This window comes from Pseudomonas psychrophila HA-4, assembly GCF_000282975.1.
Taxonomy (GTDB): Bacteria; Pseudomonadota; Gammaproteobacteria; order Pseudomonadales; family Pseudomonadaceae; genus Aquipseudomonas; species Aquipseudomonas psychrophila_A.
On the sequence record NZ_ALJC01000066.1, the window covers coordinates 29,226 to 54,615 of the forward strand.

At 57.7% G+C, this 25,390-nt stretch carries 28 protein-coding genes; 16 read left to right on the forward strand and 12 right to left on the reverse strand.

Annotated features, from left to right (window positions below; all coding sequences use genetic code 11):
• The first annotated feature begins 14 nt into the window (after positions 1–14).
• Genes B347_RS0107965 through B347_RS0107980 form a run of 4 tightly spaced genes read left to right on the forward strand, consistent with a single transcriptional unit; the run spans position 15 to position 2,577 of the window.
• Positions 15–434, forward strand: coding sequence for a DUF4426 domain-containing protein (locus tag B347_RS0107965; protein WP_019409173.1), 420 nt, complete (start codon positions 15–17; stop codon positions 432–434).
• Complete coding sequence (rdgB, locus tag B347_RS0107970) at positions 434–1,030, forward strand: RdgB/HAM1 family non-canonical purine NTP pyrophosphatase (protein WP_019409174.1); 597 nt, start codon at positions 434–436, stop codon at positions 1,028–1,030. Before B347_RS0107965 ends, rdgB begins: the two co-directional genes overlap by 1 nt.
• Positions 1,027–2,241, forward strand: a complete 1,215-nt coding sequence (gene hemW / locus B347_RS0107975; protein WP_019409175.1) for a radical SAM family heme chaperone HemW — start codon at positions 1,027–1,029, stop codon at positions 2,239–2,241. Before rdgB ends, hemW begins: the two co-directional genes overlap by 4 nt.
• A 9-nt stretch (positions 2,242–2,250) precedes the next feature.
• Entirely contained in the window at positions 2,251–2,577 is a 327-nt protein-coding gene (locus tag B347_RS0107980) for a DUF3392 domain-containing protein (RefSeq protein WP_019409176.1), read from the forward strand.
• 226 nt (positions 2,578–2,803) lie between these two features.
• Here the strand turns inward: B347_RS0107980 and trmB are convergent, their stop codons facing one another.
• The 4 genes from trmB to B347_RS0108000 form a co-directional block, all read right to left on the reverse strand.
• Positions 2,804–3,526, reverse strand: coding sequence for a tRNA (guanosine(46)-N7)-methyltransferase TrmB (trmB, locus tag B347_RS0107985; RefSeq protein ID WP_019409177.1), 723 nt, complete (start codon positions 3,524–3,526; stop codon positions 2,804–2,806).
• 9 nt (positions 3,527–3,535) lie between these two features.
• Complete coding sequence (locus B347_RS0107990) at positions 3,536–4,330, reverse strand: thiazole synthase (RefSeq protein WP_019409178.1); 795 nt, start codon at positions 4,328–4,330, stop codon at positions 3,536–3,538.
• Between the two features lie 57 nt (positions 4,331–4,387).
• Positions 4,388–4,588, reverse strand: coding sequence for a sulfur carrier protein ThiS (gene thiS / locus B347_RS0107995; protein ID WP_019409179.1), 201 nt, complete (start codon positions 4,586–4,588; stop codon positions 4,388–4,390).
• 80 nt (positions 4,589–4,668) lie between these two features.
• Positions 4,669–5,040, reverse strand: a complete 372-nt coding sequence (locus B347_RS0108000) for a DUF423 domain-containing protein (RefSeq protein ID WP_019409180.1) — start codon at positions 5,038–5,040, stop codon at positions 4,669–4,671.
• Between the two features lie 44 nt (positions 5,041–5,084).
• On the opposite strand from B347_RS0108000, the gene mtgA reads away from it, so the two are divergent.
• Entirely contained in the window at positions 5,085–5,840 is a 756-nt protein-coding gene (gene mtgA / locus B347_RS0108005; RefSeq protein ID WP_019409181.1) for a monofunctional biosynthetic peptidoglycan transglycosylase, read from the forward strand.
• Between the two features lie 79 nt (positions 5,841–5,919).
• On the opposite strand, the gene rpoH is transcribed toward mtgA, so the two are convergent.
• The 4 genes from rpoH to ftsY all read right to left on the reverse strand — a co-directional run bounded on the left by rpoH (position 5,920) and on the right by ftsY (position 10,017).
• The gene (gene rpoH / locus B347_RS0108010; RefSeq protein ID WP_019409182.1) at positions 5,920–6,774 is read right to left on the reverse strand and encodes an RNA polymerase sigma factor RpoH; all 855 of its coding nucleotides are present in this window, start codon (positions 6,772–6,774) and stop codon (positions 5,920–5,922) included.
• A gap of 113 nt (positions 6,775–6,887) precedes the next feature.
• On the reverse strand, positions 6,888–7,913 hold the full coding sequence (gene ftsX, locus B347_RS0108015; protein ID WP_019409183.1) for a permease-like cell division protein FtsX: 1,026 nt from the start codon (positions 7,911–7,913) through the stop codon (positions 6,888–6,890).
• A complete protein-coding gene (gene ftsE / locus B347_RS0108020) occupies positions 7,910–8,581 on the reverse strand; it encodes a cell division ATP-binding protein FtsE (protein ID WP_019409184.1) in 672 nt (223 codons plus the stop codon). Before ftsE ends, ftsX begins: the two co-directional genes overlap by 4 nt.
• Positions 8,578–10,017 carry a signal recognition particle-docking protein FtsY gene (ftsY, locus tag B347_RS0108025; protein WP_019409185.1) on the reverse strand — a complete coding sequence of 480 codons (1,440 nt, stop codon included), beginning with the start codon at positions 10,015–10,017 and terminating at the stop codon, positions 8,578–8,580. The genes ftsE and ftsY overlap by 4 nt, the downstream gene beginning before the upstream one ends.
• Positions 10,018–10,373: 356 nt before the next feature.
• On the opposite strand from ftsY, the gene B347_RS0108030 reads away from it, so the two are divergent.
• The 6 genes from B347_RS0108030 (at position 10,374) to B347_RS0108055 (ending at position 17,267) form a co-directional block, all read left to right on the forward strand.
• Positions 10,374–11,729 (forward strand): M16 family metallopeptidase, encoded by a 1,356-nt coding sequence (locus B347_RS0108030; RefSeq protein WP_019409186.1) that lies wholly within the window; start codon positions 10,374–10,376, stop codon positions 11,727–11,729.
• The gene (locus tag B347_RS0108035) at positions 11,722–13,212 is read left to right on the forward strand and encodes a M16 family metallopeptidase (protein WP_019409187.1); all 1,491 of its coding nucleotides are present in this window, start codon (positions 11,722–11,724) and stop codon (positions 13,210–13,212) included. The genes B347_RS0108030 and B347_RS0108035 overlap by 8 nt, the downstream gene beginning before the upstream one ends.
• On the forward strand, positions 13,212–13,820 hold the full coding sequence (gene rsmD / locus B347_RS0108040; protein ID WP_019409188.1) for a 16S rRNA (guanine(966)-N(2))-methyltransferase RsmD: 609 nt from the start codon (positions 13,212–13,214) through the stop codon (positions 13,818–13,820). Before B347_RS0108035 ends, rsmD begins: the two co-directional genes overlap by 1 nt.
• 168 nt (positions 13,821–13,988) lie before the next feature.
• A complete protein-coding gene (locus B347_RS0108045) occupies positions 13,989–15,236 on the forward strand; it encodes a M16 family metallopeptidase (RefSeq protein WP_019409189.1) in 1,248 nt (415 codons plus the stop codon).
• A gap of 163 nt (positions 15,237–15,399) precedes the next feature.
• Positions 15,400–16,431, forward strand: a complete 1,032-nt coding sequence (locus B347_RS0108050) for a hydrolase (RefSeq protein WP_019409190.1) — start codon at positions 15,400–15,402, stop codon at positions 16,429–16,431.
• Entirely contained in the window at positions 16,431–17,267 is an 837-nt protein-coding gene (locus B347_RS0108055; RefSeq protein ID WP_019409191.1) for an AraC family transcriptional regulator, read from the forward strand. Before B347_RS0108050 ends, B347_RS0108055 begins: the two co-directional genes overlap by 1 nt.
• Positions 17,268–17,300: 33 nt before the next feature.
• On the opposite strand, the gene B347_RS0108060 is transcribed toward B347_RS0108055, so the two are convergent.
• Together B347_RS0108060 and B347_RS0108065 are read right to left on the reverse strand one after the other, a co-directional pair.
• Positions 17,301–18,155 (reverse strand): sulfurtransferase, encoded by an 855-nt coding sequence (locus B347_RS0108060; protein WP_019409192.1) that lies wholly within the window; start codon positions 18,153–18,155, stop codon positions 17,301–17,303.
• A 29-nt stretch (positions 18,156–18,184) separates the two neighbouring features.
• On the reverse strand, positions 18,185–18,853 hold the full coding sequence (locus B347_RS0108065) for a TetR/AcrR family transcriptional regulator (protein WP_019409193.1): 669 nt from the start codon (positions 18,851–18,853) through the stop codon (positions 18,185–18,187).
• Between the two features lie 158 nt (positions 18,854–19,011).
• Here B347_RS0108065 and B347_RS0108070 point away from each other — a divergent pair, with 158 nt between their 5' ends.
• From B347_RS0108070 to B347_RS0108090, 5 genes are all read left to right on the forward strand, one after another.
• A complete protein-coding gene (locus B347_RS0108070) occupies positions 19,012–20,442 on the forward strand; it encodes a coniferyl aldehyde dehydrogenase (RefSeq protein WP_026014061.1) in 1,431 nt (476 codons plus the stop codon).
• A 22-nt stretch (positions 20,443–20,464) separates the two neighbouring features.
• Positions 20,465–21,010 carry a hypothetical protein gene (locus B347_RS0108075; protein ID WP_019409195.1) on the forward strand — a complete coding sequence of 182 codons (546 nt, stop codon included), beginning with the start codon at positions 20,465–20,467 and terminating at the stop codon, positions 21,008–21,010.
• Positions 21,011–21,026: 16 nt separating this feature from the next.
• Positions 21,027–22,622 (forward strand): GMC family oxidoreductase, encoded by a 1,596-nt coding sequence (locus tag B347_RS0108080; RefSeq protein WP_019409196.1) that lies wholly within the window; start codon positions 21,027–21,029, stop codon positions 22,620–22,622.
• Between the two features lie 115 nt (positions 22,623–22,737).
• Entirely contained in the window at positions 22,738–23,220 is a 483-nt protein-coding gene (gene coaD / locus B347_RS0108085) for a pantetheine-phosphate adenylyltransferase (protein ID WP_019409197.1), read from the forward strand.
• Between the two features lie 99 nt (positions 23,221–23,319).
• Entirely contained in the window at positions 23,320–23,571 is a 252-nt protein-coding gene (locus tag B347_RS0108090) for a YfhL family 4Fe-4S dicluster ferredoxin (RefSeq protein WP_019409198.1), read from the forward strand.
• Positions 23,572–23,574: 3 nt separating this feature from the next.
• On the opposite strand, the gene mutM is transcribed toward B347_RS0108090, so the two are convergent.
• A complete protein-coding gene (gene mutM, locus B347_RS0108095) occupies positions 23,575–24,387 on the reverse strand; it encodes a bifunctional DNA-formamidopyrimidine glycosylase/DNA-(apurinic or apyrimidinic site) lyase (protein ID WP_019409199.1) in 813 nt (270 codons plus the stop codon).
• Positions 24,388–24,399: 12 nt separating this feature from the next.
• Positions 24,400–25,212, reverse strand: coding sequence for an HDOD domain-containing protein (locus B347_RS0108100; RefSeq protein WP_192812363.1), 813 nt, complete (start codon positions 25,210–25,212; stop codon positions 24,400–24,402).
• Between the last annotated feature and the right edge of the window lie 178 nt (positions 25,213–25,390).

Here is a 25,390-nt window from a genome sequence, read left to right on the forward strand (position 1 = left end):
TAAGGAGAAAGATCATGGGACGGATTGGATTACTGTTGCTCTCGATGTGCTTTACCGTTCAGGCCATGGCCGCAGGGGCAACCCAGGTGGGCGGCACAGTCGTCAATTACAACGCCTTCATGACCAACTTTCTGAGCGCTGATATCACGCAAAAATACGGCTTGCAGCGCAGCGACCAACTGGGCGCCTTGAACATCAACCTCGCCAAGGCTGATCAAAAAATAGCCAGCACCATCAAAGGCACTTACCGCGAAAACGGTGAGAAGAAAGCTAAACCGCTCACCTTCAAGCAGGTGATCAATGACCAGGGTTCGATAGATTACTTCGCCCAGTTCCCGGTCAAACCCGCTCAGGTCTATGTGTTTGATGTTGAACTCAAGGTCAACGGCGAAAGCAAAAGCATCGAATTTTCCCAAGAGGTCGCTCCGCTCTAATGATTAACCTTACGCAACTGGTCCTGGCTAGCCACAACGCCGGCAAACTCAAAGAACTTCAGGCCATGCTCGGCGAGTCGGTGCAGTTGCGCTCGATTGGAGAATTCAGCAGCGTTGAGCCGGAAGAAACCGGTCTGTCGTTTGTTGAAAACGCGATTCTCAAAGCCCGCAATGCGGCGCGCATCTCGGGCTTGCCCGCACTGGCCGACGATTCGGGGCTGGCTGTGGACGTTCTCGGCGGCGCGCCGGGCATTTACTCGGCCCGTTACGCCGACGGGCAGGGCGATGCAGCGAACAACGCCAAGCTGCTCGACACCCTGAAAAACGTTTCCGAAGCCGAACGCGGCGCGCAATTTGTGTGCGTCCTGGCGCTGGTGCGTCACGCCGATGACCCGCTGCCAATCATCTGCGAAGGCTTGTGGCACGGGCGCATCCTGCCTGCGGCCAGCGGCGAGCATGGCTTTGGTTACGACCCCTTATTCTGGGTGCCTGAGCGTAACTGCTCCAGCGCCGAACTCAGCCCGGCCGAAAAAAACCAGTTGAGCCACCGCGCCCGCGCCATGGTCTTGCTGCGTCAGCGTTTGGGCCTGAAATGACCCACGACACACCTCCACAGCCGCTCTATCTGGGTGCGGCTGGCTTTACTCAGCAGGCGCCGCGTGCGCCGCTGACGCAACTGCCGCCTCTGTCGTTGTACATCCACATTCCGTGGTGCGTGCGCAAATGCCCGTATTGCGACTTCAACTCGCATACCGCAAGCCCGGTGCTGCCCGAAGACGAGTACGTCGACGCGTTGCTGGCCGACCTTGATCAAGACCTGCACGCCGTCTATGACCGCGAGCTGAGCTCGATCTTCTTTGGCGGCGGCACCCCGAGCCTGTTCAGCGCCGAGGCGCTGGGTCGTCTGCTTAAAGGCGTTGAAGCGCGCATCCCGTTTGCCAGCGACATCGAAATAACCCTCGAAGCCAACCCCGGTACGTTTGAGCAAGAAAAGTTTGTGGCCTACCGCAGGCTCGGAATTAACCGCCTGTCGATTGGGATCCAGAGCTTTCAGCAAGAAAAACTCCAAGCGCTGGGCCGTATCCACAACGGCGACGAAGCTGTGCGAGCCGCCGGTATGGCGCGCTTGGCGGGCTTTGACAACTTCAACCTAGACTTAATGCACGGTTTACCCGATCAGTCGCTGGACGACGCCCTGAGCGATCTGCGCCAGGCCATTGCCCTCAAACCGACACACCTGTCGTGGTATCAACTAACGCTGGAACCCAACACGGTGTTCTGGAACAAGCCGCCTGATTTGCCAGAAGACGACACCTTGTGGGACATCCAGGAAGCTGGCCAAGCGTTGCTCGCCGAACATGGCTACGCCCAATACGAAGTGTCAGCCTACGCCCAGCCTGGCCGCCCGGCGCGGCACAACCTGAACTATTGGAGCTTTGGCGACTTTATCGGCATTGGCGCTGGCGCTCACGGCAAATTGAGCCATCCTGATGGCCAAATCGTCCGCACTTGGAAGACCCGTTTACCAAAGGACTACCTCAATCCAGCTAAAAGCTTTCAAGCCGGTGAGAAAACCCTGACAGCGGAAGAGCTACCGTTTGAGTTTCTAATGAACGCCTTACGCCTTACGGACGGCGTCGACTCATCGCTCTACCCGCAGCGTACCGGCTTGCCTCTTGAGAGTTTGAATGAGGGACGGCAGGCGGCAGAACAAAGCGGCTTATTGCAGGTCGAACCGACACGATTGGCGGCGACCGCCCGAGGGCAGTTGTTTCTCAACGACTTGTTACAGCACTTTCTGATCTAAGGAACGCGAATGGACTTGGTACTTGACCTGCTTGCCACGGTGTCACGTTGGAGCCGCAGCCATCTCTCCGAGATATCCCTGGCCCTGATTGGCTGCCTGCTGGTGCTGTTTGGTGCGGATTTTAAAGGGTGGGTCGAACAGCGTCTGGGCAGCATTGCCGGCGCCTTACGTGTTCCCTTGATGGCCCTGTTATGCCTAATTGGCAGCGGCGCGGCCTTGATCTACGCCACCCCGTGGGTTGAGCGCGGCCTGAGCCAATTCAACAACTACAGCCTTGCGCCGGTGTTGTTGGTGGTGCTGGTCTTGATTGGCGTAGTCGCAGACCGCCGCGGGTAGGCCGGATACAGGATCTGTAGCAGCTGCCGAGCTCCGCGAGGCTGCGTCCGATTGCGTAGCGATCGTAAATCCTTAGTGCCAGATCTAACTGAAGCATCATGGCAGCCCATTTACGACGACTGCGTCGTCGGACGTAGCCTCGCGGAGCTCGGCAACTGCTACTAGGTGTCTAGTGCGCAATACGACTGAACTGCCCCCACAGACTTAGCGTTTATTGAAAAAACGTTTACGCCAACTTCTCGAACTTCAAATCCCACACGCCATGCCCAAGACGTTCGCCACGGCGTTCGAACTTGGTCACCGGGCGCTCGGTCGGGCGCGGGACGCACTGGCCGTCTTCGGCCAGGTTGCGGTAACCCGGCGCGACGTTCATCACTTCCAGCATGTACTCGGCATACGGTTCCCAGTCGGTCGCCATGTGCAGCACGCCACCCACTTTCAGCTTAGAACGCACCAGCTCGGCAAACGATGCTTGGACGATGCGGCGCTTGTGGTGACGGCTCTTGTGCCATGGGTCCGGGAAGAACAACAGCAGGCGGTCAAGGCTGTTGTCAGCCACGCAGCGGGTCAGGACTTCGATCGCGTCGCAGTCGTAAACCCGTAGGTTGGTCAGGCCTTGAGTCAGGACGCCGTTAAGCAGCGCGCCCACACCCGGACGGTGAACCTCAACCCCGATGAAGTCTTGCTCAGGCGAAGCCGCCGCCATTTCCAGCAGGGAGTGACCCATGCCAAAGCCGATTTCTAGGGTGCGCGGTGCCGAACGACCAAACACCTGGTCGTAATCGACCGGCGCATCAGCCAGCGGCAGGACATACAGCGGCGTGCCTTGATCCAGACCGCGTTGCTGGCCTTCGGTCATACGCCCGGCACGCATCACAAAGCTCTTGATGCGGCGGTGCTGGCGGTCGTCGCCTTCTTCCAGGGTTGGGGTGTCGAGTGATTCAGTCATCAGTGGCTCTTACTTGATCAGACCATCCAGCGGCGAGGAGGCGCTGGCATAGAGTTTTTTCGGCATGCGCCCGGCCAGATACGCCAGACGGCCCGCCACAATGGCGTGCTTCATGGCTTCGGCCATGATGATTGGATGCTGGGCGTTAGCGATGGCTGAGTTCATCAGCACCGCTTCGCAGCCCATTTCCATGGCGATGGTGGCGTCGGAGGCAGTGCCTACGCCCGCGTCCACCAGCACCGGAATTTTTGCTTCTTCAAGAATGATCCGCAGGTTGTACGGATTGCAGATACCCAGACCCGTGCCGATCAGGCCCGCCAGTGGCATCACGGCGATGCAGCCCATGGCTTCTAGCTCGCGAGCGATGATCGGGTCGTCGCTGGTGTACACCATTACGTCGAAACCGTCTTTGACCAGAATTTCAGCGGCCTTGAGGGTTTCGATCACGTTCGGGAACAGGGTTTTCTGGTCTGCCAATACTTCGAGTTTGACCAGCTTGTGGCCATCGAGCAGCTCACGGGCCAGCCGGCAGGTACGCACGGCTTCAACCGCGTCGTAGCACCCGGCGGTGTTCGGCAGAATGGTGTAGCGATCTGGCGGCAATACGTCGAGCAGATTCGGCTCGCCGGGATTTTGACCGATGTTGGTGCGACGCACAGCGACGGTGACGATTTCAGCGCCCGAGGCTTCGATGGCCAGGCGGGTTTCTTCCAGGTCACGGTATTTGCCGGTGCCTACCAGCAAACGCGACTGGTACGTGCGGCCGGCCAACACGAAAGGCTTGTCACTGCGAACATTGCTCATCGGGAATCCTCTTCAAATTGTGTGCACTGTGGACAGGTGTGAAGCGCAACCAGGTGACTAGCCGCCACCGATGGCATGAACCACCTCGACCTGATCGCCTTCTTTGAGGACTACGTCGGCGTGCTGGCTGCGCGGCACGATGTCCAGGTTAAGCTCGACGGCGACCCGACGGCCCGTCAGTTCCTGGATGGCCAACAAACCAGCGACGGTCTCGCCGTCCGGCAGTTCAAAGGATTCACCGTTCAATTGAATGTGCATGCTCGACGCTGCCATCATTTTTAGGGGTCAGCATTCTAGCCCGATCAGTCAGGGCGACCCAAGCCATTCGTCCTACCGTCTTAACTTACGCGCCAAGCGGCTAGGCCTAGGCACAACCAACCGGCCAAGAATCCCAGCCCGCCGATAGGGGTAATCATCCCCAGCTTACTGATGCCGGTCAGGGTCAGTACGTACAGGCTGCCAGAAAACAGCACAATACCCAGCGCGAAACACATCCCCGCCCACATCACCAAACGGCTTTGCAATTGGCTCGCCAGCAGCGCCACGCCGAACAGGGCCAAGGCGTGGACCAATTGATAGGTCACCCCTGTATGAAAAATAGCCAGATACTGCTCGCTCAAGCGGTCTTTAAGACCATGGGCAGCGAAGGCGCCCAGCGCAACACCGGTAAAGCCAAAGAAGGCGGCTAACATCAGGAAAACACGCAACATGGTTCACTCCCTTCAGGGTCATGGAATAGCGCAGGGTCTGTATAATGGCCCGCTCAACGGGTTCGGCCAAGCCATCTATGCTGCGTAATCTTCTACATCGCGTCCTTAAAGCCCTGCTGTGGTTTGCAGCCGGCAGTGCGTTGCTGGTGCTGATTTTCCGCTGGGTGCCGCCACCGGGCACCGCGCTGATGGTCGAACGCAAGATTGAATCGTGGGTCGATGGCCAGCCCATCGACCTGCAACGCAGCTGGCGACCTTGGGACGAAATCTCCAATGAATTGAAAGTCGCAGTGATTGCCGGCGAGGATCAAAAATTCGCCGAACACTGGGGCTTTGATTTCAGTGCGATCAGGGCCGCCTTCGCACACAACGAGCAAGGAGGCACGTTGCGTGGTGCCAGTACGCTGAGCCAGCAAGTGTCGAAGAACCTGTTTTTGTGGTCGGGCCGCAGTTGGCTGCGAAAAGGGCTCGAAGCCTGGTTTACCGGGCTGATTGAAGTGTTGTGGCCCAAGCAGCGAATCCTTGAGGTGTACCTCAACAGTGCGGAATGGGATGACGGGGTGTTTGGCGCGCAGGCGGCGGCGCAGCATCACTTTGGCGTAGATGCCAAAAACCTTTCGCGCCAGCAAGCCAGTCAGTTGGCCGCTGTGCTGCCTAACCCGCGTAACTGGAGTGCTAGCCGTCCGAGCCCTTATGTGGCAAGCCGCGCGGCATGGATTCGCCAGCAAATGCGTCAATTGGGTGGGGATAGCTATCTCGACACACTGAATAATTCGCGAAAAGCGCCTTGGGCGGAGTAACCCGACTGCTCCTACAAGGTATTTACCGCACAAACAAAAACGCCCCGATCAGATCGGGGCGTTTTTTTGTCGGGCCGGGTTAGGCGGCGATCGACAGTTTGAGCTTGTTCATCGCGCTTTTTTCAAGCTGACGAATGCGCTCGGCTGACACGTTGTACTTCTGGGCCAGGTCGTGCAGCGTGGCTTTCTCTTCAGCCAACCAGCGCTGATACAGAATGTCACGGCTGCGGTCGTCCAACACTTCCAGCGCTTCGTGCAGGTTGGTGTTGGAGTTGTCGGTCCAGTCAGCGTCTTCCAGTTGACGCGCCGGGTCGTAACGGTGGTCTTCCAGATAATTTGCCGGCGACTGAAATGCACTGTCGTCGTCAGCTTCTGCTGCCGGATCGAACGCCATGTCATGGCCGGTCAAGCGGCTTTCCATCTCGCGGACTTCACGAGGCTCTACACCGAGGCTTTCAGCCACACGATGAACTTCTTCATTGTTCAGCCAAGCCAAACGTTTTTTCTGGCTGCGCAGGTTGAAGAACAATTTGCGTTGAGCCTTGGTGGTCGCGACTTTCACGATCCGCCAGTTACGCAGAATAAACTCGTGGATCTCTGCTTTGATCCAGTGCACAGCAAAAGACACCAGACGCACGCCCATTTCAGGGTTAAAGCGTTTAACGGCCTTCATCAGGCCAACATTACCTTCTTGGATCAGGTCTGCCTGAGCCAAGCCATAACCCGAATAACTACGGGCAATGTGTACAACAAAACGCAGGTGGGCGAGCACCATCTGCCGAGCCGCCCCCAAATCCTGCTCATAGTAGAGACTCTCGGCCAGTTCACGCTCCTGCTCGGGTGTCAGCAATGGAATGCTGTTCACCGTGCTTACATAGGCCTCAAGGTTCGCACCAGGGACCAACGCATACGCAGGTTGCAAAGAAGTGGTCATACGAAAAAACCTCCGTCTTACATAACTCGTGCAGTTCAGCACTGCGAAAGTTGACCGAAAACCATGAAAAAAGTTCCCGAAAATAGCTGAAAAGGTCAACAGGTAAAATGAAACTACTTGGGCGAAAGCTCACGTAAGTGACGCGCGACTGCAATCCATGCACCGATATACCCTAACAGCACCGCGCCAAGCAAGAGCGACAGACCATCGGCGACTGGCACACCGGCCAGCGCAAAATTGCTGCCATATAATCCGGCCAACCCTACAACGGCATCGTTGAGCCAGTTAAGGCCGTACGCCAAAACACACCAGGACAAAACCCCGGCTCCAAATCCGTAAAGCGCGCCCATGTAAAGAAACGGCCTACGTACATAGCTGTCAGTACCACCGACCAGCTTAATCACTTCAATTTCGATACGACGGTTCTCGATGTGCAGGCGAATCGTATTACCGATGACCAGCAATAAAGCCGAGACCAGCAGCACAGTCAGACCGAACACAAAGCGGTCACCCAATTTCAGGATAGCTGCCAAGCGCTCGACCCAGACTAGATCAAGTTGCGCCTGTTGCACTTTCGGCAATGCAGCAAGTCGTTCGCGCAAGGCCTCAAGAGTGGCTTTATCGACCTCATTCGGGGTTACCAGCACCACGCCCGGCAACGGATTATCCGGCAGCTCTTTGAGCGCTTCGCCCAGCCCTGACTGCTGCTGGAACTCATCCAGAGCTTTTTCGCGGCTGATGAATTCAGCGTCCGCGACCCCAGCCATACCTTTTATCTGATTGCTTAATTGCTCGCCCTGTTCACTGCTGGCGTCCATCTGCAAGTACAACGAAATCTGCGCCGCACGCTGCCATGAACCGCCCAACCGCTCGACGTTGTTCAGCAACAATGACAAGCCCATCGGCAAGCTCAGGGCCACGGCCATTACCAGGCAGGTAAAAAAGCTGCCTATCGGCTGCTTGCCCAAACGCCGCAAGCTATCGAGCAGGCTGGCGCGGTGCGCCTCAATCCATGCCTGAAACAACATCCCAAAACTGGGGCCATCGTCTTCGTCGTGTTTTTTCTTTTTCGGCGGCTGTGGATCGGCTGCCTTCGGCGCTACGCGCTCGGATACCTTGGGGCTGCGTGTTGCACTCATTGTGCGGCCTCCCCGTCACCGATCAGTCGGCCGCGCTGCAAGGTCAGCATGCGATGGCGCATACGTGCGATCAGCGCCAAGTCGTGGCTGGCAATCAGTACGCTGGTGCCCAAACGGTTGATGTCTTCAAATACGCCCATGATTTCCGCCGCCAGACGCGGGTCGAGGTTGCCGGTGGGTTCATCGGCCAGCAGCAATGCTGGGCGATGCACGATAGCGCGGGCAATACCGACACGTTGTTGTTGGCCTGTGGACAAGTCGCCAGGGAACAGATCGGTTTTATCCGACAGCGATACGCGCTCCAGCGCCGAATCCACACGTTTGGCAATTTCGGCCTTGGACAAGCCAAGAATCTGCAACGGCAACGCAACGTTGTTGAACACCGTGCGATCAAACAGCAATTGATGGTTCTGGAACACCACGCCGATCTGGCGACGCAAGAATGGAATCTGCGCGTTGCTGATCTGGCTCAGGTCTTGGCCGGCCAGCAGCAATTTGCCGCTGGTTGGGCGCTCCATCGCCAGTAATAGCCGCAACAGCGTGCTTTTACCTGCGCCGGAGTGCCCAGTTACAAACAGAAATTCGCCGCGACGAACCCGGAAGCTCAGCTCGTGCAGGCCCACGTGTCCATTTGGATAGCGTTTACCGACCTGCTCGAAACGAATCATGGACGCTCCCGCTCCGCAAACAGAGCCTGGACAAAGGGTTCGGACTCAAAAGTACGCAAATCGTCGATGCCTTCACCCACACCGATAAAGCGAATCGGGATATTGAATTGCTTGGCCAGGGCGAAAATCACGCCGCCTTTAGCCGTGCCGTCGAGTTTGGTCAGCGCTAGGCCGGTCAAAGCAACTGTCTGGTTGAACTGCTTGGTTTGGCTGATCGCGTTTTGACCCGTGCCTGCGTCGAGCACCAGCAGCACTTCGTGCGGCGCATCTTCGTCGAGCTTGCCGATCACCCGGCGGACTTTTTTCAGCTCTTCCATCAAGTTGTCTTTGGTGTGCAGACGACCCGCGGTGTCAGCGATCAACACGTCGATACCACGGGCTTTGGCCGCTTGCACTGCGTCGAAAATCACCGAGGCCGAGTCTGCACCGGTGTGCTGGGCGATGACGGGAATGTTGTTGCGCTCACCCCATACTTGTAACTGCTCGACCGCCGCCGCACGGAAGGTATCTCCCGCCGCGAGCATGACTTTTTTGCCTTCCAGTTGCAGTTTCTTGGCCAGTTTGCCGATGGTGGTGGTTTTACCCGCACCATTCACGCCGACCACCAGAATCACAAAGGGCTTGTTCTTCGCTTCGATTTTCAGCGGTTGCTCGACCGGCTTGAGCATGGCGGCCAACTCGTCTTGCAACGACTTGTACAGCGCATCGGCGTCGGTCAGTTGCTTGCGCGCCACTTTCTGCGTCAGATTTTTGATGATCACCGAGGTCGCTTCAACACCAACGTCTGCGGTCAGCAAACGGGTTTCGATCTCATCCAGTAGGTCGTCATCAATGGTCTTCTTGCCCAGGAATAGGCTGGCCATGCCTTCGCCAATACTGGCGCTGGTTTTTGACAAGCCTTGTTTGAGACGAGCAAAGAAGCCGACCTTGGATTCAGGAGCAGGTACCGGAACAGGAGTCGCCGCTGGCGGTTCAATAACGGGTGCGGGTGCTGCTACGACTGGTGCTGGTGCTAGCTCAGGTTCTGGCTCGACAAAGGTTTCAACCACTTCGACCACCGGCTCAGCAGCAATGACCGGCGCAGTGACAGCGACTTCAACAGCGGTTTCAGGAATCGGCGGCACGACATGCGGCTCGTCCAGGTCTTCGACCAGCGCAACCGGCTCTTCGGGAACCGGCAGTGGCGGCCACGGCTCAGCGTTGACCGCCTCTGGCACTTGAGCAACCGGCGCAGGCACATCGGCGACCACAACCACTTCAGGCGTCGGCTCGACCACCACCGGAGTGGCTTCGATCAACGGCTCAGGGATGGCTTCAGGCGCTGGCGCCGGCTGTTCAACGACGGTTTCCTGCGGCTTTCTGCGCAGCCATCCGAACAGGCCTTTCTTCTCGCCAGCCGCAGCTGGGTTCTTCTTGTCGTCGTTGGAACCAAACATGGAGGACGGCTATCTCATCGTAGCGAAGCGCCACTGTGGCGCCCCGGCAAATAATATTCGGTGTGAAAAAGACTGCTTTTTTGCCAGCTCGTTCGCACACAATTTATTAAGAGTGTAAAGAAACACCTCTATAACTTCGTCTTAACTCAGATCTGAAGCGGGAAAATCGGCAAAAAAGCGAAATTTACCGAGATACATCCACACTTTCAGGTCGGCTCCTATACTGCCCGATCAAACGTGGTCTGATCGTCATTGGCTTGATAGACGTGGCCGCCAGTAAAACGGATCAGTATCCTAGCACCTCATCACCCGCAGACGCTAAGGCCAAGCGGGCAGCCCAACAGGTTTAAAAACGAATGAATGCTCTAGCCCGCCACGCTGCTGGCCTGTTCTTCAGCACAGTATTAGTCCCACTTTCGGCCTTTGCAGCCGACGCACAACCCACCCACGAGTTTCGTCTGGACAATGGCCTCAAGGTCATCGTGCGTGAAGATCACCGCGCGCCCGTCGTGGTATCGCAGGTTTGGTACAAAGTGGGCTCCAGCTACGAGACGCCCGGCAAGACCGGTCTGTCCCACGCCCTTGAGCACATGATGTTCAAGGGCAGCAATAAAGTCGGCCCCGGCGAAGCGTCGTTGATTCTTCGCGACCTGGGCGCCGAGGAAAACGCCTTCACCAGCGATGACTACACGGCCTACTACCAAGTGCTGGCCCGTGACCGCCTAGGCGTTGCCTTTGAGCTGGAAGCCGACCGCATGGCCAGCCTCCGCCTACCGCCGGAAGAGTTCAAGCGCGAAATTGAGGTGATTAAAGAAGAACGTCGCCTGCGCACTGACGACAAGCCGATGAACAAGGCTTACGAGCTATTCAGTGCCATGGCCTACCCGTCCAGCGGCTATCACACGCCCACCATCGGCTGGATGGTTGACCTGGAACGCATGAACGTGGCCGAGCTGCGCGCGTGGTACGAAGAATGGTACGCACCTAACAACGCCACGTTGGTGGTGGTGGGTGATGTGACCCCGGATGAAGTCAAAACCCTGGCCCAGCGCTACTTTGGCCCGGTGCCCAAGCGTGACATCCCGATTGCCAAGATACCGCTTGAACTGGCCACGCCAGGTGAGCGTCTGCTCAAGATCCACGTTCAAACCCAACTGCCAAGCCTGATGCTGGGCTTCAACGTCCCAAGCATCGCCACTGCCAAAGACCCGGTGACCGCCAACGCCCTGCGCCTGATCTCGGCACTGCTCGACGGCGGCTATAGCGCTCGTATGCCGACCCAACTGGAACGCGGCGAAGAGCTGGTGTCCAGCGCTTCATCGAGTTACAACGCGTTCACCCGTGGCGACAGCCTGTTCTTGCTGTCGGCAATGCCCAACAGCCAGAAAAAAGTCACCTTGGACCAGACCGAAGCGGGGCTGTGGCGCTTGCTGGACGACCTGAAAAAGACCCCGCCTTCCACTGAAGAACTTGAGCGTGTGCGCGCCCAAGTGATTGCAGGCTTGGTGTACGAACGTGACTCGATCACCAGCCAGGCTTCCTCGATTGGCCAACTGGAAACCGTGGGCCTGTCATGGAAGTTGATGGACAGCGAATTGGCTGACCTGCAAAAGGTCACCCCGGCCGACATTCAACAGGCCGCTCGTACCTATTTCACTCGCGACCGTCTCAGCGTTGCGCATGTACTGCCCGAGGAGAAGACTCATGAGTGAGCGTAAAGGCCCCCGCTTTGCCCTGCTCGCCCTGACCACTGCGGTTCTGGTTGGTGCTCTCGGCTACTATTTCGCCAGCCCTGCCGAATCGGTGGCGGGTCAGACACTCGATCAAGCCAAATCCGAGCGCAAGCTTGAGTCTCTGACTGAGCTCGACGGCAAGGCACCGACTAATCGCAAACTGAATGTACAAACCTGGCAAACCGCCGAAGGCTCCAAGGTACTGTTCGTCGAGGCCCGCGAACTGCCTATGTTCGACCTGAGCCTGACTTTCGCCGCGGGCAGCAGCCAAGACGAGAACACCCCAGGCGTGGCGGTACTGACCAACGCCATGCTCAACGAAGGCGTGGCGGGCAAAGACGTTGGCGCCATTGCACAAGGTTTTGAAGGCTTAGGCGCGGCATTTGGCAATGGCGCTTATCGTGACATGGCCATTGCATCACTGCGCAGCCTCAGCGATGTCGATAAGCGCACCCCGGCGCTCAACCTGTTTGCCGAAGTAGTGGGCAAGCCTACCTTCCCAGCCGACTCGCTGGCCCGTATCAAAAACCAGTTTCTCGCAGGCTTTGAAGTTCAAAAACAAAACCCTGCCAAGCTGGCCAGCAATGAACTGTTCAGCCGTCTGTACGGCAGCCATCCTTACGGCCATCCCTCTGACGGCTCAGCGCAAAGCATCGGTTCGATCACCCTCGACCAGATCAGGGCTTTCCACAACAAGGCATATACCGCTGGCAACGCGGTGATTGCGATTGTCGGCGATCTGTCTCGCGCCGAGGCCGAAGCCATGGCGGCTCAAGTGTCGGCCGCACTGCCTAAAGGCCCTGCGGTGGCCAAAATTGCACAACCGGTGGAACCTAAAGCGGGCGAAACCCACATTGAGTTCCCGTCCAAACAGACTCAACTGCTGCTAGCCCAACTGGGTGTTGGCCGCGACGACCCGGACTACACCGCGTTACTGCTGGGCAACAAAGTCTTGGGCGGCGGTGGCTTTGGTACTCGCTTGATGACCGAGGTGCGTGAAAAACGTGGCCTCACCTACGGCGTTTACTCAGGCTTTAGTCCCATGCAGGCCCGTGGCCCGTTCATGATCAACCTGCAAACCCGTGCTGAGTTGAGCGAAGGCACGCTCAAACTGGTGCAAGACATTTTGGCTGACTACCTGAAAAACGGTCCGACGCAAAAAGAACTCGACGATGCCAAGCGTGAATTCGCCGGCAGCTTCCCGCTGTCAACCGCCAGTAACGCGGCCATCGTCGGCCAACTGGGCGCGATAGGCTTCTATGATCTGCCTTTGGAATATCTCGAAAGCCTGAGGCAGGAGTCCCAAAACCTGACGATCGAACAGGTTAAAGACGCCATGAACAAGCACTTGAGCGCCGACAAAATGGTCGTAGTGACCGCAGGCCCAACCGTGCCGCAAAAACCACTGCCACCTCCTACCGATAAACCTTCAGAGCAACCTCTTGGGGTTCCGGAGCATTAATGGCAAAGCCAAAAAACACATCGCACTCAGGTGCCGGTCAATTACGCATCATTGGCGGGGAATGGCGCAGCCGCAAGCTCGACTTCCCCCATGTAGAAGGCCTGCGCCCCACGCCAGACCGTGTCCGTGAAACCCTGTTCAACTGGTTGGCCCCGGACATCGTCGGCGCCAAGGTACTGGACGTGTTCGCCGGCAGCGGCGCGCTGTTTCTTGAAGCCTTGTCACGCGGCGCGGCCAAAGGCCTGGCCTTGGACAGCAACCGTGAAGCCATCTCCAATATCCGCGAAAACATGGGCCTGCTGCGCTGCACCGTCGGTGACGTGCAACAAACCGATGCGCTGCGCTTCCTGGACGCGACCCCGAGCGACACTTTTGACGTGGTGTTCCTTGACCCGCCTTTCCACAAAGACCTGCTCAAGCCTGCGTGCGACCTGCTGGAGCAACGCGGCTGGCTGAGCGAAGACGCGTGGGTTTACACCGAAAGCGAGCAACGACCTTCCGAACTTGGCCTGCCCACCAACTGGCGCCTGCACCGCGAGCAAAAAGCCGGCGGCGTGAATTACGCCTTGTGGCTGCGTGAAGCTGCGAAGCCTCAAGCCACCGAATGACCCTCCGGCGCCCGGCTTATGCCGGGCGCTGCACTTTTGTCGCCGCCATAGCTATATACCGCACCCCCTTTCCAGCGGTGCGTCATCCTCTTTGTTCATACATCACTCGCGCTCCAATCATGCCCCTGTGCATCGGCAGCGCCTTGTTAGAACAAAGGAATGTTGGAAATGACCCTATCTGCCTCACTTCTCACCCAAGAACTCACCCTCGAAAACGGCTTGAGAGTCATCGTTCGTGAAGACCGCCGCACACCGAGCGTCTGCACCGCACTGTTCCACAAAATCGGCACACGCCATGAAGGGCCTGACCAAAAAGGCTTGAGCTATTTGGCGGGTGGCGCATCGTTCAAAGATTCTGCTCGCGAAAAACACATCGGCGCTATCGCCAATGGCTGGCTTGATCACGATTTCAGCGCCTACAACCTGACCGCTCCATCCGTTTCGACGGACAGCGTTTTTGAGTTGCTGGCCCGCAGAATGGCCCCGCCCGTACTCTCACAAGAACGCCTCAACGCCGGGCTAAAGCGGGACGCTGAGATCCAGGCGGCCAGCACCTACTTCACGTCCGATGTGTGGACGACCGAGGCGTTTCAACACCTTATCCGCGGGCAGGTGGCTCCCTCGACAGCCGACAAAGTGGCCCCACCACCGAGCCTCAATGACGTGCTGAGTTGGCACCAAAAAGGCTACGCGCCCAACAATTCGATCCTAGTGGTCGTGGGCGATATTTCACTTGAAGAGGTCCTGCCGTTGGCTCAGCGCTCTTTTGCCGAGATTCCTCGGTCAATCGAGACCCCGGTGGCGCCGCCCGTACTTGCACTTCCCGACACTGAGGAACGCAGCATCACTGAATGGCTCGACACTGAGCAACCTAGGCTGCAAATGGCCTTAAATACGCCGGACCTAGCCAAGACCAGCGACCTGAAACACACCCGATGCCTGCAAGTTATCTGCGCCTTGCTGACCTTAGGACCCGATGCCTGGCTACCCGGCCGCTTGCCTGAAAAGGCGAGAAACGCACTGGACAGCGTTTACACACGCCCACCTACCTTTCAGGTCGGCAACGATATGCTGCTGATTTCGGCCACAGTCAATGAGCATGACAATGACGCTCTGGTCCGGCTGCAAAGCGCTATCACCCACCTGCTAGATACGCTGAAAGCGGCCCCACTTGATGCCGCAACCCTTGAATATGGCTGCGACCAAGCCATCGCTGCGATGCAGGTATACGACACGCTTGAGGGCCAGGGCACGCTCATTGCTCAGTTCCAGATTATCGAGAAGCCATTGTCGTTGATCGACAGCGGGGCTCAGGCAATACGCAACCTGTCCGCCGACGACATCCAGCAAGCAGCTATTGAATGTTTCACCCCGAAAAACCTGAGCGTCGCTTATATTTGGCCACGCAGCGCTTGAGATCATTGGGCACAAGACTAAGCACACAGATAGGCCTGCTCATCGTACTCAGACGGCCCAAGGAGTAACCTCATAGCCCACACACCAACACAACAGTTGGGCGCTTACCGTTGTTGTGGCAACGTAAGCAAACCCGCGTAGCCGTCACCTTACGAGAAGCTCAGTGTCCTTTTCAGCTGCCCATGCCTCACCCCTTGAAACATTTGCCCCCGCACCGGGCTTTGGCAACCCTCATTTGCAAACATTATGGGGACCGCTGTGGCGCACAAAACCCGTCATTACCCATCAGCGAGAGCGCCTATGGCTTAAAGACGGCGACTTTGTAGACCTGGACTGGCACGGCACGCCCTTAGCCTATGCGCCGGTGGTGCTGGTACTGCATGGGCTTACGGGGTCGTCGGGGTCGCACTATGTGTTGGGTTTGCAAACAGCACTCGCGACACAAGGCTGGACCAGTGTTGCGCTGAACTGGCGCGGCTGCTCTGGCGAGCCCAACCTGCTGACCCGCAGCTACCATTCCGGCGCCAGCGAAGACCTCGCAGAAGTGGTGGCGCAGTTGCGGGCCAAGCACCCGCTGGCGCCGCTGTATGCTGTGGGCTATTCGTTGGGGGGCAATGTGTTGCTCAAGTATCTGGGTGAGTCGGGCAGCGAAAGCGGCCTACATGGCGCAGTCGCGGTGTCGGTACCGTTTCGTCTGGATCAGTGTGCCGACCGCATTGGCATGGGCTTTTCAAAGGTGTATCAAGCACATTTCATGCGCGAAATGCTGGCTTACCTGAAACTCAAGCAACACCGGTTCCAGCACGATGCCAAACACGAGAGCCTGGCCACGCTGGCTAAACTGGGCTCCGTAAAGTCACTGAGCAAAATGCGTACCTTCTGGGAGTTCGACGACCGGGTCACCGCACCACTGAACGGTTACCTCAATGTTGAGGATTACTACCGCCGAGCATCGAGCCGCTACTTTCTTGGCACTATCGACACGCCAACCCTGATTATTCAGTCCGAAGACGATCCCTTTGTGTTCAAACACAGCATCCCCCAAGACTGCGAACTGTCGGCGAGCACTCAACTGGAGTTACACGCCAAAGGCGGGCATGTCGGATTCTTTGGCGGATCGGCGAGAAAACCCGATTACTACCTTGAGCGCCGTATTCCGCAGTGGTTGAGCGGGCTAAGGGGCGAACCAAGTTGATGAACCACGAAACGGAAGAATCGATTCGCTTTTGGCAAACGCCACCGCTCAACGGTGTCGAACTGCTGACGGCGCGCTACATCGAGCACCGTTTCGTGCCCCACGTACATGACGGCTTTGTGATTGGCATGATCATGGCCGGCGCCCAGCGTTACCGCTATCGCGGAGCCGAACACTTAGCGCCCACAGGCACGCTGGTCTTGATCAACCCGGACGAAGTTCACAACGGCCACAAAGGCCATGATGCGGGCTGGCATTACCGAGCGTTTTATCCAGACAACGCGCAGTTGCATGGGCTGCTGGAAGAGCTGGGGTTGCCCTCCACGCACTTGCCGACCTTCAATGAAACGCTGCTGCAAGACCCGGACCTGTTTAATGGTTTGCGCCAACTGCATCAACTGCTCGAAGGTCCAGAATCTGCACTGCACCAACAAACAGTCTGGCGCCAAATGATGCTCGCCTTGCTCAATCGCCATGCCCGCCTGCCGATGCCGGGCAAGCCTGGGGTGGAGCACCGCGCAGTCCGCCAGGCCAAGGAGTTGTTGCAAGCGCGACTGGCCGAGCCGCCTTCACTGGAAGAACTGGCAACGGCGGTCAACTTGTCACCGTTTCATTTTGCCCGGGTGTTTCAACGAGCGACCGGCATGCCGCCGCACACCTGGCTGATGCAACAGCGCATAGCCCATGCACGAGCGTTGTTACAACAGGGATGTTTACCGTTACAGGTGGCCACGCAGTTGGGCTTTGCAGACCAAAGCCACCTGAGCCGACAGTTTAAAAAGGTCTATGGCGTGGGGCCGGGGGCATATCGAATCGCCAGCGCGCAACTGTTGTAGCGTGCATACCGTCCGTTGCAGTTGGTTACGACCTCAATCGCCCGTCGCTACACCACGCTCAGGGTCATTGATCCACTCACTCCACGAGCCTGCATACAGCTTGCCAAGCGGGTAACCCGCCAGCCCCAGAGCAAACAGGTTGTGGCACGCTGTCACGCCAGAGCCGCAATACGCCACCAGTTCTTCGGGCGCACGGCCTGCCAATTGTTCGGCAAAGCGCTGTTTCAGTTGTTCAGCGGGCAAGAAGTACCCCGAACTGTCGAGGTTTTCGGCAAACGCGGCACACTGCGCGCCCGGAATATGCCCGGCCACGGGGTCGATGGGTTCGACTTCGCCACGAAAACGCGGTTTGGCGCGAGCGTCGATCAAAGTCAGACCCTGCTCGCCAAGGCGTTTTTGCAGTTGCTCGGCGCTCAGCAACAGGCTGTTGTCAGGTTTGCCATTGAAGGTTGCGAGCGGAGTAACCGATGCGTCCAGGCTCAGCGGCAAGCCCGCCGAATGCCAGGCCTTTAGCCCGCCATCGAGAAGAAATACGCCATCGCGTTTGCCCAGCCAAGCCAGCAACCACCACGCACGGGCCGCAAAAGCACCCGGACCATCGTCATAGAGCACCACATCACTGTCATCGCTGATGCCCCACGCACGCAAACGCTCAAGCAACGTCTGCGCATCAGGCAGCGGATGGCGGCCCGTCACGCCTTTGATCACCGGCCCGCTCAGATCCTGCTCAAGATCAGCGAACTGCGCCCCGGCAATATGCCCTTCGGCATAGCTGCTGCGGCCATAGTCCGGGTCTTCCAAAGCAAAACGACAATCCAAAATGACCAGCCCTGGCTGAGCCTGACGCTCATTCAGGGCTTGAGGGCTGATCAGTTGAGCAACGGGCATAGTGAACTCCTGTGAGGGTGGGGAAACCGTTAATGTACGTCCATTGCTTGTTCCAACGGGACGTAAAATTCCTTAATCAGCTCATCGACCTCGTTACGGTACTGGTCGGTGACGAAGCCCGACTCCAGCACCAGCAGTTGATAGATACCGCGTTTAATGGCCTGCTCGGAAAGCTGGTCACGGTTCTCGCTACTGGTGCACAAAAAGCCGATCCACGACGTAAGAATGATCCAAGAATTGAGGGTCAACGATTCGATCTGCTGTGGCGTCAAGTCCAGAATTCCCGCTTGCACAAACCCCGCGTAGATCGCCTGGCCCTGGCGCAGACATTGCGCAGAGAAGCGGCGATAGCGAACCGCCAGTTCCGTGTCACTGTGCAGCAGGTGCTCAATGTCGCGGTACAAAAACCGGTAGCGCCACATGGAGTTAAGTAGGTGCTTCAAATAATCGCGCTTGTCGCTGACGCCGGGCAAGCGCCCTTCTGGCGGGTGCAAAAAGCCCAACACCAGCGTCTCGTACTCACCAAACAACACCGAGATAATCGCCTGCTTGTTCGGGAAGTGGTAATACAAATTACCCGGCGAAATCTCCATGTGGGCGGCAATGTGGTTAGTGCTCACGCTCCGTTCGCCCAACTGGTTAAACAGTTCAAGACTGTTATTAACGATGCGCTGGCTGGTTTTTAATCGTGCGGCCATGGCTTGGACTTATCTGAAGATTGAAAAACATCTTAAGGCTTGGCCACGGATCGTAAAACCCTCGGGTGGCAGCCCCCAATTGACAACATAGAGCGCAAGCTCTAAAAACACTGAAGCTCTCACAAGAACACTTAATAAGAAACCCGCAGGAGCGAATCATGTCTGCCGACAGTGCCCACCACCACGCATCCTCTCTCCTGCCGAGTGACCTCCAGTCCCTTTTTGACGCACAGCGCAGGGCCTATGCAGAGCATCCATTCCCACCAATAGCACAACGCTATCAATGGTTGAAAAGTCTACGCCGAATGCTGAGTGATGAGCGCGACGTTTTAATCGACGCCATCAGCCAGGACTTCAGCCACCGCAGCCCTGATGAAACCTTGTTTGCAGAGCTAATGCCGAGCCTGCATAGCATTGATTACACCCTCAAGCATTTGAAGCACTGGATGCGGCCTTCATCGCGCAGCGTGGGCATGATGTTCCAGCCCGCCAGCGCCAAAGTGGTGTACCAGCCACTGGGCGTGGTCGCTATTATCGTGCCGTGGAACTACCCGCTGTACCTAGCGATGGGGCCTTTGATTGGCGCGTTGGCGGCAGGCAATCGGGTCATGCTCAAACTCAGCGAGTTCACTCCCGCCACTGGCCGATTGCTTAAGGATTTACTGGGGAGGATTTTTCCCGAGGACATGGTCACGGTTGTTCTGGGGGATGCGGAGGTGGCCGTGGCGTTTTCGAGCCTGGCGTTCGATCACCTGCTATTCACGGGCTCGACCCATGTTGGCAAGCTGGTGATGCGCGCGGCGGCTGAAAACCTGACCCCAGTAACCCTGGAACTGGGTGGTAAATCTCCCGCCATCGTGTCGGTCGATGTACCGCTCAAAGACGCGGCCCAGCGTATTGCTTGGGGTAAAACCCTGAATGCCGGGCAAACCTGTATCGCACCGGATTACGTGTTAGTGCCGCAAGACCGGATCGACGGTTTTATCGACGCTTACCGCCAGGCCGTTCATGGGTTTTATCCGACCCTGACCGATAACCCGGACTACACCGCGATCATCAGCGAACGCCAAGTGGCACGCCTTGAGCACTTGCAAGCAGACGCAACGCTCAAGGGCGCTCGGCTGATCCCGCTGTATGCACACGGCCAGGGTCAGCGCATGCCCCACGCCCTATTGCTGGATGTAAACGACGATATGCAGATCATGCAGGACGAGATCTTCGGCCCGCTGCTGCCCGTGGTGGCGTATAGCACGCTGGAGCAGGCGCTGGCCTACATCAATGCTAGGCCGCGTCCGCTCGCACTGTATTACTTCGGCTACAACAAGGCCGAACAGCAGCGTGTGGTTCAGGGCACACACTCCGGGGGCGTCTGTATCAACGAAACCCTGCTGCATGTGGCAATCGACGACCTGCCTTTTGGTGGCGTCGGCCATTCAGGGATGGGGCACTACCACGGTCACGAAGGCTTTTTAACCTTCAGCAACGCCAAAGGCGTTTTGATCAAACAGCGCTGGAACAGTTCGCTGACGATCTATCCGCCATATGGCCGACAACTGGTGCGTCTGATTCAAAAGCTGTTTATCCGCTAGCCCCTATTGGCGAGGCCTGCCCATGCCTGAATCGCATGTTGAAACGGCACTGCTGTCACGTCGCGGTGCTTTAAAAGTCGGTCTGTGCGCGACGGCTTTTCTCGCTGTCGCCGGGTTGGGCGCCAGCATCACTGGCTGCTCGGCCAGCACCAGCGCCCGTGGCTTTGAAGTGCTGCGCAGCGCTGACCTGAATTTTCTGCAGGCACTGATCCCCGTCATGCTCGCGGGCAGCATTGCCCATGTCGCCCTGCCCAGCGCGACAGACGCCACCCTGCATCAACTGGACAGCAACCTGGCCCACCTGTCGCCCGAGCTGCTCAAACTGACCCTGCAACTATTCGACGTACTGGCCATGCCCGTAACACGCGGCCCGCTGACTGGCGTATGGGGCAGTTGGGAGGACGCCAGCCCCGAGAGCATTCAACACTTTTTGCAGCGCTGGCAAAACAGCAACATCAACCTGTTGCGCATGGGCCATGGCTCTTTGATGCAGTTGGTGATGATGAGCAGCTATGAACAACCCGAGTTATGGACCCATTGCGGGTATCCCGGGCCGCCGAAAATCTAACTGTGGAAAACCTCTTATGCCCGTACCCGATCTGTTCCGCGAAGGCCTGGCGCGAGGCTGGAAAACCTATGACGGTTCGCGACTCGGCAGCGATCTGACGCTCGAAGCCGACGTTGCCATCATCGGAAGCGGCGCAGGCGGCGGCACCACGGCTGAGATCCTCAGCAACGCTGGCTATAAGGTTTTGCTGATCGAGGAAGGCCCGCTCAAAACCAGCAGCGATTTCAAGCTGCTCGAAGGCGAGGCCTACACCAGTCTGTACCAGGAAGGCGTCGGGCGCATGAGCAAAGACGGCGCCATCAGCATTCTGCAAGGCCGTGCCGTGGGCGGTACCACGCTGGTCAACTGGACCTCAAGCTTTCGCACCCCGGCGCAAACCCTGGAACATTGGGCCCGCGAGCACGCGGTCGAAGGCCACAGCGAAGCGGCCATGGCGCCATGGTTTGAGCAAATGGAGCAGCGTCTCGGCGTCGCTCCGTGGTTGATCCCGCCCAATGCCAACAACGAGGTGATACGCAACGGTTGTGAAAAGCTCGGCTACAACTGGCACGTGATCCCGCGCAATGTGCGCGGCTGCTGGAACCTCGGCTATTGCGGCATGGGCTGCCCGACCAATGCCAAGCAATCAATGCTGGTCACGACCATTCCTGCCACCCTGGAAAACGGCGGCGAACTGCTGTATCTGGCGCGCGCCCAGCGCTTACTGATCGCCGGTGATCAGGTGACTGGTCTGGAATGCCAAGGCATGGACAGCCGCTGCGTGGCGCCCAACGGCCGCACTATCACGGTCAAGGCCCGGTATTACGTGCTGGCGGGTGGCGGTATCAACACGCCCGGCCTACTGATGCGCTCTGAAGCGCCCGACCCTTATAAACGCGTGGGTAAACGGACATTTCTGCATCTGGTCAATTTCTCGGCGGCGCAATTTCCCGATGCGATTAGTCCGTTTTATGGCGCGCCACAGTCAATTTACTCAGATCATTTTCAGTGGAAAGACGGCACCACTGGCCCCATGGGCTTCAAGCTCGAAGTCCCGCCCCTGCACCCGGCTCTAGCCGCCACCTTGTTTGCCAGTTATGGCGACACTAGCGCCAAACACATGGCGCAGTTGCCGCATACCCACATGATGCTGGCCCTGATGCGCGACGGTTTTCACCCCGACAGCCCTGGCGGCAGCGTCGAACTGCGCGGTGATGGCAGCCCGGTGCTCGATTACAGCCTCACGCCTTATGGCTGGGAAGGGCTGAAACGAGCCTTCCACAGCATGGCCGAGATCCAGTTTGCAGCGGGCGCCAGCAGCGTCATGCCGCTGCACAGTGACGCGCAGTACCTCAATAGCTTGAGCAAAACCCGTGAGCAGATCGACAGCTTGAGCCTTGAGCTGTATCGCACACGACTGGCAAGTGCCCATGTGATGGGCGGTTGCGCGATGGGTGAAAATCCACAAGGGGCAGTCACAGACAGCCTTGGGCGCCATCACCAAATACGCAATTTATCGATCCATGATGGCTCTTTGTTCCCCACGAGCATTGGTGCCAACCCGCAACTGTCGGTGTATGGGCTCACGGCGAAACTCGCGACGCAGCTGGGCGAAAGGCTTAAAAATCCGTGAAAAAGACCTTAATTCGCCGCGTCTATAGTGCTTTCTTCTGCGAATGGCGACTTGGCCGACCGAGAATGCTGCGATACCATCCGACTCCCCAACGGATTCCCGCCAGGACGACGCGATGAACCGAGTGTTGTACCCAGGTACATTTGACCCTATTACCAAGGGCCATGGCGATCTGGTCGAACGCGCTTCGCGCCTGTTCGATCATGTGATCATAGCGGTCGCTGCCAGCACCAAGAAAAACCCGCTCTTCCCTTTGGAACAGCGTGTTGAGCTGGCGCGTGAAGTCACCAAGCACCTGCCCAATGTTGAGGTAGTCGGCTTCTCGACACTGCTTGCGCACTTCGCCAAAGAACAGAACGCCAATGTCTTTCTGCGTGGCCTGCGTGCCGTGTCGGACTTCGAATACGAGTTTCAGCTGGCGAACATGAATCGCCAACTGGCTCCCGATGTCGAAAGCCTGTTTCTGACGCCGTCAGAGCGTTATTCGTTTATTTCGTCGACATTGGTGCGTGAAATAGCAGCTTTAGGCGGCGATATCAGCAAGTTCGTGCACCCGGTTGTGGCCGATGCCTTGACCGAGCGGTTTCGCAAGAAGTAACCGCTGAAGCGGCGCCCGCGTGCACTGCGGGCGTCAATGCGGCACAATTGCCGCATTCGATTTCAGTTGCCCGGGCAAATCGCCCCGGCCGGAGTACCCATGTCCCTGATCATCACCGACGATTGCATTAACTGCGACGTCTGCGAACCCGAGTGTCCGAACGCTGCTATTTCACAGGGTGAAGAGATCTACGTGATCGACCCTAACCTGTGCACTCAGTGCATTGGTCATTACGATGAGCCGCAATGCCAGCAGGTTTGCCCGGTGGACTGCATCCCGCTGGATGAAGCGCACCCGGAAACCGAAGACGAACTGATGGAAAAATACCGGAAAATCACGGGTAAGGCGTGAGGGTTACGTCTGGCAGCGCGGGCAGAATACGCTGGCGCGCTGGCCCAGTTTGACGTCACGCAGTTCGGTGCCACAGACCTTGCACGCTTCGTACGCACGGCCATACACGAACAGCTCTTGCTGGAAGTAACCCGGCTGACCATCCCCCCCGATAAAGTCGCGCAATGTGGTGCCGCCGCGCTCAATAGCGGCGGCCAATATCCGCTTGATCTCAATCGCCAGCTTTAAATAGCGCGCCCGCGAAATGCTCTTGGCTTCGCGACGCGGATCAATGCCTGCGGCGAACAACGCTTCGGTCGCGTAAATATTGCCCACACCGACCACGACCGCGTTATCCATGATGAACGGCTTCACTGCCATCGAACGCTTGCGCGACAGTTGGAACAGTCGATCACCATCGAACAGGTCGGTCAGCGGCTCCGGCCCCAGTTTGAGCAGCAGTTCGTGGTTCAGCGGATCAAGGCTCCAGAGCATTGCACCAAAACGACGCGGGTCGGTGTAGCGCAAGGCCAGCCCGGACTCCAGCTCAATGTCCACGTGCTCATGCTTGAGCGCTGGCAACCCGGCTTCAACCAGACGCAAATTACCCGACATGCCCAAATGGCTGATCAACGTCCCGACTTCAGCGTTGATCAGCAGGTATTTGGCGCGGCGCTCGACCCGCACGATTTTCTGCCCCGATAAACGTATGTCGAGGTCTTCAGGGATCGGCCAGCGCAGGCGCCGGTCGCGCACAATTACTCGGCTAACCCGCTGCCCTTCAAGGTGCGGGGCGATACCCCGGCGGGTTGTTTCGACTTCAGGTAATTCAGGCATCAGAGGCTCTCACTAGTGAGCACCCAGCTCGCGGATGCTTTCTTTCAAGTTCTCAAAGTCATAATCAGACAGGCCGACGTAATCCAGCACCAGAGGGCCGACGCTGTTCCACTCATGGTCTTCACGCTGGTTGCCCAACACTTTGTATGACGCGCAGATGTGCTCGGCCATCTTGAGGATCGCCAGCAGGTTTTTAAGCTGGCTGTTGCGCGACGAGTCATCGCTGAAAATCGCCAGCGCATTGTGGTGGTTCGCAATCGCTTCGGTCAGATGACCGGGTAAGCGCCAGGATTTGGCCGTGTAATAGCCGACCACTGCATGGTTGGTGTTGAAATGCCTATTTTCTGTGTCGACCACCCGGCTGCCCGGTCCGGCATTAGCGTAGCCCTGTTCCAGTACATGCATGTACTGCGGGAAGCGCTTGAGCATCAGCGGAATGCCGCAATCGTGAAACAACCCCAGCGCATAAGCTTCATCAGCGGCCAGAGTGCCGGTGCGTTTGGACAGTGTCAGGCTGGTCATGGCAACGTCTTGGGCGGTGTCCCAAAAACGGTTGAGGGTCACGATGGTGTCGTCCGTCATTTCACCCTTGATCGACTGCGCGTTGATCAAGTTGATAACGGTGCGACTGCCGAGCAGCGTCACCGCGCGGCGGATTGAGGCTATTTTGTTAGTCAGGCCGTAATACGGCGAATTGACGATTTTCATCAGTGCGCCGGACAAACCGGGGTCTTGGGAGATCAAACGAGCGATCACTTCCAGGTCCGGCTCAGGCATGTATTGCTCCATCTGCAAATCAACCATGATCTGCGGTTGAGGCGGCACACTGATGCCTTGCAGTGCTTGGCTGATCTGCTCGGATGAAAGCTCTGGGGGCATGTCGACTTACTCTGGATTAGGCCGCGATTCTATCGGAAATATATGACCGGATGGGCGCGTGATCCGACGCAATACCGCGAATCTACCAAGCTTGAAGGCTGCGTCTAAGGCTATAATCGCGCCC

Coding starts and splice junctions, on each gene's coding strand:
- coaD (WP_019409197.1), top strand. CDS start 22,738: ATGAACCGAGTGTTGTACCCAGGTACATTTGACCCTATTACCAAGGGC.
- mutM (WP_019409199.1), bottom strand. CDS start 24,387: ATGCCTGAATTACCTGAAGTCGAAACAACCCGCCGGGGTATCGCCCCG.
- B347_RS0107990 (WP_019409178.1), bottom strand. CDS start 4,330: ATGAGCAATGTTCGCAGTGACAAGCCTTTCGTGTTGGCCGGCCGCACG.
- B347_RS0107965 (WP_019409173.1), top strand. CDS start 15: ATGGGACGGATTGGATTACTGTTGCTCTCGATGTGCTTTACCGTTCAG.
- B347_RS0108030 (WP_019409186.1), top strand. CDS start 10,374: ATGAATGCTCTAGCCCGCCACGCTGCTGGCCTGTTCTTCAGCACAGTA.
- ftsY (WP_019409185.1), bottom strand. CDS start 10,017: ATGTTTGGTTCCAACGACGACAAGAAGAACCCAGCTGCGGCTGGCGAG.
- B347_RS0108070 (WP_026014061.1), top strand. CDS start 19,012: ATGTCTGCCGACAGTGCCCACCACCACGCATCCTCTCTCCTGCCGAGT.
- B347_RS0108065 (WP_019409193.1), bottom strand. CDS start 18,853: ATGGCCGCACGATTAAAAACCAGCCAGCGCATCGTTAATAACAGTCTT.
- B347_RS0107980 (WP_019409176.1), top strand. CDS start 2,251: ATGGACTTGGTACTTGACCTGCTTGCCACGGTGTCACGTTGGAGCCGC.
- thiS (WP_019409179.1), bottom strand. CDS start 4,588: ATGCACATTCAATTGAACGGTGAATCCTTTGAACTGCCGGACGGCGAG.
- hemW (WP_019409175.1), top strand. CDS start 1,027: ATGACCCACGACACACCTCCACAGCCGCTCTATCTGGGTGCGGCTGGC.
- ftsX (WP_019409183.1), bottom strand. CDS start 7,913: ATGAGTGCAACACGCAGCCCCAAGGTATCCGAGCGCGTAGCGCCGAAG.
- B347_RS0108055 (WP_019409191.1), top strand. CDS start 16,431: ATGAACCACGAAACGGAAGAATCGATTCGCTTTTGGCAAACGCCACCG.
- B347_RS0108080 (WP_019409196.1), top strand. CDS start 21,027: ATGCCCGTACCCGATCTGTTCCGCGAAGGCCTGGCGCGAGGCTGGAAA.
- rpoH (WP_019409182.1), bottom strand. CDS start 6,774: ATGACCACTTCTTTGCAACCTGCGTATGCGTTGGTCCCTGGTGCGAAC.
- B347_RS0108075 (WP_019409195.1), top strand. CDS start 20,465: ATGCCTGAATCGCATGTTGAAACGGCACTGCTGTCACGTCGCGGTGCT.
- mtgA (WP_019409181.1), top strand. CDS start 5,085: ATGGCCCGCTCAACGGGTTCGGCCAAGCCATCTATGCTGCGTAATCTT.
- rdgB (WP_019409174.1), top strand. CDS start 434: ATGATTAACCTTACGCAACTGGTCCTGGCTAGCCACAACGCCGGCAAA.
- B347_RS0108035 (WP_019409187.1), top strand. CDS start 11,722: ATGAGTGAGCGTAAAGGCCCCCGCTTTGCCCTGCTCGCCCTGACCACT.
- trmB (WP_019409177.1), bottom strand. CDS start 3,526: ATGACTGAATCACTCGACACCCCAACCCTGGAAGAAGGCGACGACCGC.
- ftsE (WP_019409184.1), bottom strand. CDS start 8,581: ATGATTCGTTTCGAGCAGGTCGGTAAACGCTATCCAAATGGACACGTG.
- B347_RS0108000 (WP_019409180.1), bottom strand. CDS start 5,040: ATGTTGCGTGTTTTCCTGATGTTAGCCGCCTTCTTTGGCTTTACCGGT.
- B347_RS0108060 (WP_019409192.1), bottom strand. CDS start 18,155: ATGCCCGTTGCTCAACTGATCAGCCCTCAAGCCCTGAATGAGCGTCAG.
- B347_RS0108045 (WP_019409189.1), top strand. CDS start 13,989: ATGACCCTATCTGCCTCACTTCTCACCCAAGAACTCACCCTCGAAAAC.
- B347_RS0108090 (WP_019409198.1), top strand. CDS start 23,320: ATGTCCCTGATCATCACCGACGATTGCATTAACTGCGACGTCTGCGAA.
- rsmD (WP_019409188.1), top strand. CDS start 13,212: ATGGCAAAGCCAAAAAACACATCGCACTCAGGTGCCGGTCAATTACGC.